Here is an 11,595-nt window from a genome sequence, read left to right on the forward strand (position 1 = left end):
CGCATCCACCATCGCATGAATTTTGGTGGTTAATCCTCCGCGCGAACGCCCGATGGCTTGCCGATCCTGCCCCCTTTTGCGCCCGCTCCATGCTGATGGACGCGAACGATGGTAGCATCAATCATCACTTGCTCCCAATCAGGTTCGATGGCGACATGCTTCAAGATTTCATTCCAAATATTTGCTTTTTGCAACCGCCAGAAAAAACTATAGGCAGAAGACCAAGGACCATACGTACTCGGTAAATCTCGCCATGGCGCTCCCGTTCGAGCAACCCATAGCACGGCATTCAGCATCTGACGCCGATCTTTAGGTGGACGTCCTCCTTGTTTTTTTCGGGCCGGGGGCAGCAAGGGTTCAAGGATATTCCATTCTTCATCTGTTAACTCATATCTTCGTCTCATATTCCTTATTTTACTAGATTTCTATGGGTTGTACAGTTTGCGTACAGGCCCTAATCCAATTCCATAAAAAGAAGTTTTCATACACCCGCTATCCGTCTGTCCAATTTTTGTAATACGGATGGGTTTTGAAGCTTCGGAATTAGTTGAAAACAACGGATATAACCAAATCCTTAGGGATACTTGATGTTATAAAGAGTCCACATCCGTGCTGGTTCAGCGCGGATTTTTTTGTGGATTAAATATCGGGTTTTAGGGTAGAGATGACGTATGTTCATTCCTGCCCTTTTCTATTTTAATCAATGGAGGGATGGCTAGATGTCTTGAATGAGAGAGAACCATTCTAAGCAATTGGTCTGTATTCTTCAATAAGAAAGGTGGACAATACATGAAAGTTCAAACGAATCGACTTATATTAAAAACACTTGATCTGGATTTAATCGAAGCAGCAGCTCGGCGTGATATCCGTGCTATTGAAGCTATGGGGTACAAAACCAACGGCGAATGGCCGGGTACAGATTTTTTTGAAGCATTATCGTACTTTCAAGAGCTTCTGATCAAAAATAATGGAACTAGAGGATTTGATTCATGGATCATTGTGGCTAAGGATACACAAGAAATTGTTGGGGGGATTGGTTTTTTAGGAGAACCCGATCAGGACGGTAGGATTGAAATCGGTTTTGCAACGAATGAGAGCCATCGCCGCAAAGGCTATTGCTTTGAAGCGGCTCAAAAATTAATAGAATGGGCCATAAAGCATAACGAGGTCCAAATCATTACGGCGAGATGCGAATCTGTCAATATCAGCTCTAGGAATGTGTTGTTGAAATTGGGGTTCCAACTTGATCACAAAGATGAAGAATTGCTTTATTGGAAATATCAAATGAAGAAGTAGGAGAGGCTCAAGGGGCCTAGTTCGATTATCATGATCGAGGAACTAACTGGAAATCTGCATCTGCAAAAAGGAATGCGAATGCTGGATTTGGGACGTGGGACCGGACTTACTTCCATCTATCTTGCACAAAAGTTTGGCGTAACGGTGTTAGAAGGCTAGAGGAATAGAAAAATGGTGCTGATTACGACGCTATTTTTCTATTCAATGATTTCTAAAAAACAAAAAAGCCTTGATCATCAAGGCTTTTGACGTATAGGACGGATGGGGATCGAACCCATGACCCTTACCCTGTCAAGATAATGCTCTCCCGCTGAGCTACCGTCCTGCGGTTACTAGATAATATCATATATTAACCATATATGTAAAGCAAAAAATAAAGACAACTTGTACTTCATCATCATTTATATATATAATTCAAATTTACCGGGATAGTCAATTGAATTAGTCATAGGGGAGAGCAGAGGATGGCCGCAGAAATTGTAAGTGTAACGACAGAGGAACAGCTCCAGCAAGCAATATTTATCCGTACCAAAGTGTTTGTTGAGGAGCAAAAGGTGCCTCTGGAGCTGGAGATTGATCATTATGACAAGCTGGGAGATGACGTCCATCATTTGCTAATTTGTGAAGACGGTGAAATGGTGGCTACTGGTCGGCTGACGTATTATGAGGACGATACTGCTAAAATGCAGCGTATTGCCGTGCTTAAGGAGCATCGTGCAGCGGGTTATGGGCGTATATTGCTACTGGCACTGGAAGAGCGCGCGCGTGAGCTGGGTCTAAGATATTCGTTGTTGGATGCCCAATGTCAAGCTGAAAAGTTTTATGAAAAGCTCGGTTATGAGACGGTATCCGATGAACCTTTTGACGATGCCGGAATACCGCACGTACGCATGCGTAAAGAGCTGTAAACGATTCGTACAAGATAATAAGCTTGTGATGCATATTATTCTGTACACCGTGCATGCTAGTAAAAGTTCCTCCACTATACTATGGATAAGGAGCGATGCAGCATGGCTAACACAGAACGTGAACAGATCACAGCAGTACGCAAAAACGGTGATGGCGATCTTACATCTTTTCAGACGTCCACCGGTCGGATTTTGGATTATAATCAGGCATTGAACGAGATTGAAGCAGGCGCGATTGCAGGTGTAAATGTGTTCAAGGCGAAGGATGGAAGCAAACGAATTCGCGGCGATGCCGATGGGGATCCTACCAATAATCTGGATCAGCTGCCGTTGTTCTGACCTTGGTTCCAACACTAAAATTTAAGCCCATACCAAACGCAAGAATATACAGAAGCCGCCAGTTATCCTCTATAGGAAGGCTTGGCGGCTCTTTGTTATTTTCTCGAGTGTATTAGTATTACTGTTTTGCACGTTCCAATTCGGCAAGGTCATACTTGCGTTGTTGCTCCAGAAAGGACATGACTCCAGCCTTTTCCCGGAATTGTTCCATATCATCACTATAATGCATCAGATGAATTCGCTCTTGAAGAGGTGTTGATAAGTTTAGCAGCTCGTCCAGTGTCGTATGGACCTCTCCTGCACCTTGCAGTTGCACCTCATGCAAAATGCTCTGACATCCTCGCTCATACACCAGATGATGAAGCAAATCAGGATCAAAAATCATATCTGCACTATAAAAAAGACGACCATTAATAAATAGGGAGTAGCTGTTTTTACCGGGAATATGCCGCGTAGGGATGAGTTCCACCTTGATACCAGATACTAATGTAGCAGATTTACCAGGTATTAGTATGTTTACTTCAAAAACATCTTCGAGTTTTTCAATCATGCCTTGCTGCGCCATCCCGCCCTTGAGCGTATGCTCCCATAGTGGATGGATTAATGGCTCAGCGATATAAAGCTTAGGCTTGCGACGATGGAGAATATTCATTTGAAAGCCGAATTCCTCCAGACCTCCGACATGATCCGCGTGAATATGGGTGATTAAAATGGCGTCAATTTCAGGCAAGGGGACGCCCATTTGGTGCAGAGCCAGCGAAGCGGTAGTTCCGCAATCAATTAGCAGTTTGCCTTCTCCGCTATCCAGCAGCGCGTTGTTGTTATAATAATGCTTAGCAAAGGCACTACCTGTACCCAGCATTTGTATCGTCAGACTCATTTTAGGCTCACCCTCCAGGCTATGTGTATAGGACATCTACAGTCGTATTTTATCATCTATACTGTTGGAACTAAAGGATTTGGCTTTCTATGCAAAAACTTTGGACAATTTGTGAAGCACAGCGCAACTTGTGCTGCTGAGCTAGGTATAAATGTACAACAGAAGGTTTTTTAACAGATAACGATGGAGGGATATGTAGTGATGAAATGGAGAAAAGTGATGGCCTTAATGATGGCCTTTTCGATAATGGGAGGGACCGTCATTTCGGCGGAATCCGCTAAGGACCAAGTGCAGCTGATCATTAATGGAGAGGTGTCGAAGGATAGCGCAGTTGTCATTGATGGGAAAACGTACGTGCCTATTCGTGACTTTAACGGACTGGTAAACTTTGATCCTTCTGGCGGAAAAGTTGTTTTCGACCAGCCTAATGTGCATATGTTCCTATTCAAGGGAGATACTGTATTTGGTAACGTGAATAAGGGCAACAAGGTGAAATTCAATGTATTCAGTCAAATTGATACCTTGAAAACGGATATCTCTGGAGTGAAGGTAGCAATCACCGACCCTTCAGGCAATGTAAAGGATATTCAGTCCCAGGATATCAAAGGAGCACAAAAGGATAACTTCTGGTTCCGTACCAATGACTTTACGTATGATTTCAAAACAGCAGGGAATTACCGTGTCGGTTTTTACATTAAAGAAAGCAAAGACAGCAGCTATACATTAGTGTCCGAAAAAGTCATTACAGCAATAAATTAGGCATACCCCAAATTGACCTGCATCCTTGATCATGTTACGATACGAGGGAAAATAAAACAATTTGAAGGTAGGTATTTCCATGAGTGATCACAAACATGAACACGGTGAAGCCTGCAACCACGATCATGACCACGAACATGAAGAAATGGTTCTTACGCTAACTGATGAAAATGGTAAAGATGTAGAAATGGTGCTGGTAGAGACCTTTGACGTAGAAGATCACGTTTACGCCCTTCTGCTGGAGCGAGGCAATCCTGAAGCGGATGGCATTATTCTTCGTATGGAAGAAGAAAACGAAGAAATGGTGCTTTACAATATTGAGGACGAAGATGAATGGAAACGTGTAGAAGCTGCATATAGCGAGCTTGTTGCCCAATACGAATAGAATTGGATTGGATATAGCAGCTGTTAGAATGCTCTTCAAGACATTAAAAAGCCCCCAAAGCGGGGGCTTTTTTTGTTGACCAAATATTCAAGCAGGGCTTCTCAGGTCTGCATTATGAAATGGCGTCCGTTTCGACGATAACCTTCACCTGATGCACCGTCCGATCCTCAGGCCCTTTAACAGGCAGGCCTACTTCTACATGATCGACAATATAATCAATATTGTCCTGAGAAATCACTTCGCCCGGCAGCAGGATCGGAATACCAGGCGGATATACATAAATAAACTCTGCAATAATACGACCAGCTGATTCCTTGAATGGAACGACTTCCGTATCTCCGTAGAACGCGTCTCTCGGAATGAGAGAGAGCTGCGGGATATCGGGTATTTTTACAACCAGTTCATGCTGCTGACCTGTAGAATAATGCATAGAAGCCAGCTCACGCAGAGCTTTCAATAAAATTTCAACATCCTCTTTGGTATCCCCCGGGGTCACCAGACAGAGAATATTGTACATATCGCTAAGCTCAACCTCGATATTGTAGTGATCTCTCAGCCAATTTTCCACGTCGTACCCGGTAAGGCCCAAATGGCGGATATGAACCGTAATTTTGGTTGGATCATAATCATAGGTGGCTTCAGTGCCGAGAATTTCACTTCCAAAGCAATACAGGCCTTCAATCTTGTTGACCTCTGCACGGCAATATTCAGCCAAATCCAGAGCGCGTTGTGCTATTTCATGGCCGTTAAGTGCCAGGTTGCGTCGGGATGTGTCCAACGAAGCCAGCAGAATATACGAAGTGGATGTCGTAGTCAGCATACTGAAAATAGTTTGAACACGCTGCGGATTAATGTATCCGTTCTTTGTATTCACATTCAGAATCGAGCTTTGTGTCAAGGAACCGCCCAGCTTGTGAACGCTCGTAGCTGACATGTCTGCTCCCGCCTCCATGGCGGACATCGGCAGATCAGCATGAAAATGAATCAGTACTCCGTGAGCCTCATCGACCAGGACCGGCACATTATAGCTGTGAGCGAGATCTACAATTTCCTTCAGATCGGCGCACACACCGTAATATGTCGGGTTGATGACAAGGACGCCCTTGGCGTCAGGATGGCGTTCTAACGCCCGGCGTACGGACTTGGTTGTAACCCCGTGGTGAATACCGAGATCCTCATCACTGACTGGAGATATGAATACCGGTTTTGCACCGGCGAAAATAATGGCAGACATTATGGATTTGTGTATATTTCGGGGTACAATAATTTTATCACCCGGCAAGCAAATGGACATAATCATGGTGATGATGGCTCCACTTGTCCCCTGTACACTGTAATAAGTATAATCAGCTCCGAAGGCTTCTGCTGCAAGTTTTTGAGCTTCTTCGATCACGCCTGATGGCTGATGCAGATCGTCCAATGGAGCGATATTGATCATATCTATGGAAAAGGCATTATCCCCCATAAATTCGCGAAATTCCGGGTCTGCTCCCACTCCCTTTTTATGACCTGGGATGTGAAATTGAACCGGGTTGCTCTGAGCATGCTTTTTCAAAGCAGTAAAAAGCGGGGTGTTGCTTTGATTCATTAGTGTTGTCACAACCTTTCATGCAGGATTCGACAATCCTGTGCAATTGATAATAGAACAAAATTGAGTATAGCAGTTTGAAGTAGGAATGCAAGCGGTTAAGGATGCATTTATTTGTGGAAGAGTGCAGTAGTGGGAGAACCTGGACTTGATAATCCAAAAAACGAAGGTGAGGATGTGGGACGGATGAGGCAAATTGGACAGAAAAAAGCTGTATCGCAGCGGTTATGGTCTCCTTTTTTTGCACAATTATGGGTGCTGGTATTTCTGGTCGAATTTATGAAGGGCTCTCTATTGGTGGCCATCCTGCCGGTATATATGGGGGAAACACTCGGGCTGTCGGCGGGCATAATCGGTTTGGCCTTTTCACTTCAATATTTTGGCGACAATGCGTTCCGGGCGCCGGCGGGCTGGATGGCCGAACGGCTCGGCTACCGGGGAACGATGTCGACCGCGCTGTTGTTTACACTTGTGGCGATCATAATGCTAAGCGTGCTGACAGAGCCTGTGTGGCTCGTGGTAGCGTGCCTGCTGCTCGGACTGGGCACCTCTCCACTTTGGCCTTGTGTCATGACCGGAACGACTGAAATGTCCGGACCTAATAACAGCAACGGCGCAGCGATGGGCACACTGGAAATTGCGTCCATGGGCGGGACGGGGCTTGGGCCGCTCGTTATGAACTTTGCTATGGCATATTATGGGCATTCTTACGGAATGGTGTTTCTGATTTTGATAGGGTGCAGCATCGTACTGCTGTTGGTTGCCCTCATGCTGCCTGGATCGAACAAAATAACTGCTGCAAGAGACCCCCGACGAAGCGCTGCAGTGTCTTCCGGTAGGGGCATAAAGCAAAAGCAGCAACTATGGAAAGGAATCAAGGAAACGATCCGCACGCTCAAAACCAAGCTAAACGTCAATCCCCTTATTTATCCGGCACTGTTCCTGCAGTCGTTTGTTATTGGTCTGATCAGCCCGGTACTGACGCTGTACGCAAGGACGGACCTCGGAGTTTCACCGAACCTGTACAGCGTGCTTTTGATTGCAGGCGGTGGGGTGACTGTACTGGCACTGATTCCGTGCGGTAAGCTGGTTGACCGACTTGGAACCGAGTATTTTCTGCACATTGGTTTTTTGCTTGCCGGAATTACGTTGTTTTTCTTCTCAACTGTCCGATCTATTCCGTTGGTGTTCTTAGCCGTCGCGCTTATTGGTTTAGGATATGCTCTCATTTTGCCTGCTTGGAATACGTTTCTAGCCCAACTGATCCCGGAAAGCGAACGAGCGACAGTATGGGGGTTTTTTCTTACGCTCCAAGGCTCGGGTATGGTTATTGGTCCGCTCGTGTCAGGATTCCTATGGGACCGTGCAGGACACACAGCCCCATTTATCATTAGTGGTGTCGTGATGCTGCTTATGTTTGGCTGCCATTTGGCTCTGGCGCGTCATCCGCGTAGAAGAACCGTTCGGGCCTAAACATTGCCTTAAAAGCGAGCGAGGCTACTCTTTCGGAAAAGCCATCCGGTACAGTGGCAGCAATTGCTCAAAAGTGGAGCGTACCGTCTGCAGCAACGCTGCTCCGTCACTGGCGAGAGGGTCATTCCGATCAATACGGACTCCACACATCACCTCGGCTTTTTTCACCTGGTGCAGCTTGTTAATGATGTTTTGAAACGCTTTAGTGTCCATTTGCTGCTGTTCTGTGCCTTCTGGAGCCATATGATCCATGGACCAGTAAAAATGACCAGGTATGTTAGCGCGCACATCGCTCAGGTTGGCTTCAAGCGCCTGGGCAAACGTGGATTTATTCGGACTTTCATAAATGATTGCGAATATGACGAAGATATGGGAAGCGAACATACCTACCTCGAAATGCGGCAGCGCCTTGTAGCCGCGTTTATTCGCTGCCCACGCCACCCAAGTGTCTATGGGAGGATTGACTTTTCGCCGTGCATGCTTAGCAACGTGAACATGCATAGTTTCGCCACATAAGTCTGTCAGGAACGGGGCTAGCTTCTCGCCAATCGCCTCCAGCTTGGGGCGAACCTGCTGAATTAATACCTCCATGCGAGGCTCCAGCCCCGGTATTTCAAAAACCTCAAAGTCTTTTGCAGTAAATCCACTGAATGTCATTCCGTTTCCTCCTGTATCTGGTTAATCCATATCGTTTGGCGTAATATGTCCGATTATAGCATAATGTCAACCGGCTTGACCGACTTTAGACCGGGCTTGGTACAAGCATATAAGGCGAAAGTAGGATTGTGCGCTGTTACTCATAAAAATAGGTCAAATAACCAAGTACCCTTACATAAAATGAAGTATAAAATAGAGCAAGGGAAGATCAAGCGGGAAAGCCGCAGGCTTGCTGTAGCCGGACTTCTTGAATCGGACTTGAAAAAGGAGGGAATGCCGTGAACAAGGGCTGTGAGGTAGAATATTGTAATCTAGAGCTCCGGTTTAGCCGTCGGCATATCCATAATCTGATCAAGGATTTGATATCGGAAGGGTATTCGCTGTACTGGAGCGAGGATGAGTCGTATCTGGTTTTGTCGGTGAGAACCGGGCGCAAGCTGGTGAAGCTCCGTTTTCAACAATTGCGCACAGGACACTACAAGCTGGCTGGAGATTATGTGATCCGCGATGCCAAGCTGGCCGAGTGGCTGGAGAAGCTGATTGGAAGCACCCGGGGTCATGCCGTTGTCAAAAGAGTCAAGGACCATCATATTTTAGTGGAAAATATTTTGTTCGGTGAGGTCATTCGTCTGGTCGAGGTAACTGGCTTTAAGCAGCGTGTCATTTATCAGAAGGGACCGGTGCTGTCAGTACAGGAAATGGAGGATATGTACGCCTCCAATGAAGGTGAAGCCCGGTTACTGTTGCTCAAAATGGAAGTGGACGATGAATTGGAGAAGTTGTTCATGGCGATAACTGAGGGAGATAAGGCCAAAGCCGGGAAATGCCAAGAGCACCTGCAAACGCTATCCCGCCAACTGCTGATGATGGAAGCGTAGCACATCTGAACACCTCATGAAAATGGGGTGTTTTGCTCTGCAAACAGACAGGGGTTCACTTCTGACACCAAAAACGTTAAAATAGAAGTGCGCGTGTTCCGATTCACATAAAGTGTAATGCGGTAAAGCGGCGATATAGAATAAAAAATATGTTGCAAAGGATGAGGAACCAGATGGCAAAACAGCAGATTGGTGTGATCGGCCTGGCGGTAATGGGTAAGAATTTGGCCCTTAATATTGAGAGCAGAGGCTTCACCGTCTCGGTTTTTAACCGCTCTCCAGAAAAAACGCACGATCTTATCAAAGAAGCAGAAGGTAAAAAACTGACGGGTACTTTCTCCATTGAAGAATTTGTGAACTCACTGGAATCGCCCCGTAAAATTCTGATCATGGTTCAAGCGGGTAAAGCAACAGATGCTACGATTGAACAGCTTGTGCCTCATCTGGACAAGGGCGACATTATTATAGACGGAGGCAATGCCTACTTCCCTGATACACAACGTCGCAGCAAGGAGCTGGAAGAAAAAGGACTTCGCTTTATTGGTACAGGCGTATCCGGTGGTGAAGAAGGTGCCTTGAACGGTCCTGCCATCATGCCGGGTGGACAAGAAAGTGCCTACAAACTGGTAGAGCCGATTCTGACGGCAATCTCTGCTAAAGTGGAGGGCGACCCATGCTGTACATATATCGGTCCTGACGGTGCTGGTCACTACGTAAAAATGGTGCATAACGGTATCGAGTATGGCGACATGCAATTGATTGGTGAGGCTTATCACCTGTTAAAATCAGTCCTCAACGTGAGTGCTGAAGAGTTGCATGAAATCTTTACGGAGTGGAATAAAGGCGAACTGGACAGCTATCTGATTGAAATTACGGCTGACATCTTCTCCAAATATGATCCTGAAACAGGCAAACCAATGGTAGATGTTATTCTGGATGCAGCAGGTCAAAAAGGTACTGGCAAATGGACAAGCCAAAGTGCACTGGATCTGGGTGTACCACTGTCCATGATTACCGAGTCCGTATTCTCCCGCTTCTTGTCTGCCATGAAAGACGAGCGGGTTGCCGCAAGCAAAGTGCTGAGTGGTCCTAATGCTGAATCCTTCAGCAGCGACAAGAAAGAATTTATCGAAAGCGTACGTAAGGCACTGTTTGCAAGTAAAATCGTGTCTTATGCTCAAGGCTTTGCTCAAATGCGTGCAGCTTCCGATGAATACAATTGGGATTTGAAATATGGAAAAATCGCTATGATTTTCCGTGGCGGCTGCATTATCCGTTCACAATTCTTGCAAAACATCAAGGATGCATATGACCGTGATCCTGCCCTGAAAAACCTGTTGCTGGATTCCTACTTCAAAAACGTAGTAGAAAATTATCAAAATGCATGGCGTCAGGTGATTTCTGTAGCTGTATCCCAAGGTATTCCAGTGCCTGGATTCTCCAGCGCGCTTGCATATTATGACAGCTACCGCACTGAACGTTTGCCAGCAAACCTGCTGCAAGCGCAACGTGACTACTTCGGCGCACATACGTTCAAACGTGTGGACAAAGAAGGCGTATTCCATCATCAATGGTTCTAATAAACGGATTAATGGATATATAAGAATAGCACTATAAAATAAAGGGGCTGTCTCAAATACCCCTGAAAATCGTATCGATGATGAGCATTACCACCGATACGTTCAAATGGGACAACGCAGAGACCTATCCTACGTTGTCCCGTTTGCGTTTTTCCGCTATCGCTGCTTTTTAAAGCAGATTGTGGGCAAGGCAAAGCCACCCGGCCTCCAGGCTTACTTTGGGTAAGCCGCGAAGCAGGAAACGCCGAAATCCCCGGTTGTTCTTCATTTGCCCAAACACACTCTCTGGCTCGATCATGCGCCGTACCGAAAGCACATACCCGTCCTCGCTGCGCAGCCGCTCCCGCATCTGTTTCTAGTTCAAGCTGACCGCGATTTCCCGGTTTCCTTTCACTTTGGTGCTTTCGGCTTTCAGTGACACTGGCTTCAATCTGCACTCGGCAGTGACGGGTTCGAATCTCATAACCGCTTTCCGTCACCGTCCGGCTTTCGCGGTGAAATGTCAGGATCTGCCCTGCGTCTTCTTGACGTGCTCCAGATGAGGCTTCAGGCATCGCATGTCCGCCGGGCGCTGGTGTACGCTAGCAGATGAGAATTTTTACTGACTAATTTGTATTTAGTACACAGTGAAAAGCCTGTAGTGGAAAAATTGCCATATACAGGATTTTATAACTGAATTCACCCGATAATTTCATTTCCAAATCCGTCGAGATAACAGCTTACTGTATCCCATTTTACATGTAGATTCATTTAATGAACTTTGTCGCCTTTTGAGTGAATTGAAATATCGGAGAGTATTGACAAAACCAAGAATAAATTTGTATTATTAGGATAAATATTCACTTAGATTCC

Annotated in this window: 13 protein-coding genes, 1 tRNA gene and 1 pseudogene; 9 read left to right on the top strand and 6 right to left on the bottom strand. The window is 45.9% G+C overall.

The features are described from left to right. Positions 1–29: 29 nt before the first annotated feature. Positions 30–404 (bottom strand): IS5 family transposase, encoded by a 375-nt coding sequence (locus tag L693_RS0103810; RefSeq protein ID WP_025716129.1) that lies wholly within the window; start codon positions 402–404, stop codon positions 30–32. Between the two features lie 385 nt (positions 405–789). On the opposite strand from L693_RS0103810, the gene L693_RS0103815 reads away from it, so the two are divergent. After that, a complete protein-coding gene (locus L693_RS0103815; RefSeq protein ID WP_025716130.1) occupies positions 790–1,296 on the top strand; it encodes a GNAT family N-acetyltransferase in 507 nt (168 codons plus the stop codon). A gap of 30 nt (positions 1,297–1,326) precedes the next feature. After that, positions 1,327–1,455 (top strand): SAM-dependent methyltransferase, encoded by a 129-nt coding sequence (locus tag L693_RS29770; protein WP_231503515.1) that lies wholly within the window; start codon positions 1,327–1,329, stop codon positions 1,453–1,455. Positions 1,456–1,549: 94 nt separating this feature from the next. On the opposite strand, the gene L693_RS0103825 is transcribed toward L693_RS29770, so the two are convergent. After that, positions 1,550–1,621: transfer RNA gene (locus tag L693_RS0103825), tRNA-Val, on the bottom strand. A gap of 139 nt (positions 1,622–1,760) precedes the next feature. Here L693_RS0103825 and L693_RS0103830 point away from each other — a divergent pair. Both L693_RS0103830 and L693_RS0103835 read left to right on the top strand, forming a co-directional pair. Beyond that, positions 1,761–2,204: a GNAT family N-acetyltransferase gene (locus L693_RS0103830; protein ID WP_025716131.1), complete on the top strand. Its 444-nt coding sequence runs from the start codon at positions 1,761–1,763 to the stop codon at positions 2,202–2,204. Between the two features lie 102 nt (positions 2,205–2,306). Then, positions 2,307–2,543, top strand: a complete 237-nt coding sequence (locus L693_RS0103835; RefSeq protein ID WP_025716132.1) for a DUF3892 domain-containing protein — start codon at positions 2,307–2,309, stop codon at positions 2,541–2,543. Between the two features lie 118 nt (positions 2,544–2,661). Here L693_RS0103835 and L693_RS0103840 read toward each other — a convergent pair whose 3' ends face one another. After that, complete coding sequence (locus L693_RS0103840; protein ID WP_025716133.1) at positions 2,662–3,423, bottom strand: MBL fold metallo-hydrolase; 762 nt, start codon at positions 3,421–3,423, stop codon at positions 2,662–2,664. A 201-nt stretch (positions 3,424–3,624) separates the two neighbouring features. Between L693_RS0103840 and L693_RS0103845 the strand changes: the two genes are divergently transcribed. Next, complete coding sequence (locus L693_RS0103845; protein ID WP_025716134.1) at positions 3,625–4,182, top strand: hypothetical protein; 558 nt, start codon at positions 3,625–3,627, stop codon at positions 4,180–4,182. A 79-nt stretch (positions 4,183–4,261) separates the two neighbouring features. Continuing rightward, the gene (locus L693_RS0103850; RefSeq protein WP_007431055.1) at positions 4,262–4,567 is read left to right on the top strand and encodes a DUF1292 domain-containing protein; all 306 of its coding nucleotides are present in this window, start codon (positions 4,262–4,264) and stop codon (positions 4,565–4,567) included. Between the two features lie 112 nt (positions 4,568–4,679). Here L693_RS0103850 and L693_RS0103855 read toward each other — a convergent pair whose 3' ends face one another. Continuing rightward, positions 4,680–6,155, bottom strand: coding sequence for an aminotransferase class I/II-fold pyridoxal phosphate-dependent enzyme (locus L693_RS0103855; RefSeq protein WP_025716135.1), 1,476 nt, complete (start codon positions 6,153–6,155; stop codon positions 4,680–4,682). A gap of 186 nt (positions 6,156–6,341) precedes the next feature. On the opposite strand from L693_RS0103855, the gene L693_RS0103860 reads away from it, so the two are divergent. After that, entirely contained in the window at positions 6,342–7,628 is a 1,287-nt protein-coding gene (locus L693_RS0103860) for an MFS transporter (RefSeq protein WP_025716136.1), read from the top strand. Between the two features lie 24 nt (positions 7,629–7,652). On the opposite strand, the gene L693_RS0103865 is transcribed toward L693_RS0103860, so the two are convergent. Next, positions 7,653–8,285 carry a YktB family protein gene (locus tag L693_RS0103865; protein ID WP_025716137.1) on the bottom strand — a complete coding sequence of 211 codons (633 nt, stop codon included), beginning with the start codon at positions 8,283–8,285 and terminating at the stop codon, positions 7,653–7,655. A gap of 278 nt (positions 8,286–8,563) precedes the next feature. On the opposite strand from L693_RS0103865, the gene L693_RS0103875 reads away from it, so the two are divergent. Both L693_RS0103875 and gndA read left to right on the top strand, forming a co-directional pair. After that, the gene (locus L693_RS0103875; protein WP_025716139.1) at positions 8,564–9,163 is read left to right on the top strand and encodes a hypothetical protein; all 600 of its coding nucleotides are present in this window, start codon (positions 8,564–8,566) and stop codon (positions 9,161–9,163) included. Positions 9,164–9,336: 173 nt separating this feature from the next. Then, positions 9,337–10,743: an NADP-dependent phosphogluconate dehydrogenase gene (gene gndA, locus L693_RS0103880; protein ID WP_025716140.1), complete on the top strand. Its 1,407-nt coding sequence runs from the start codon at positions 9,337–9,339 to the stop codon at positions 10,741–10,743. Positions 10,744–10,912: 169 nt separating this feature from the next. On the opposite strand, the pseudogene L693_RS28775 reads toward gndA, so the two are convergent. Further along, positions 10,913–11,047 (bottom strand): annotated as a pseudogene (locus tag L693_RS28775) (transposase); the annotation flags it as partial. Positions 11,048–11,595: the final 548 nt, after the last annotated feature.

Source organism: Paenibacillus sp. 1-18, assembly GCF_000520755.1.
Lineage (GTDB): Bacteria > Bacillota > Bacilli > Paenibacillales > Paenibacillaceae > Paenibacillus > Paenibacillus brasilensis.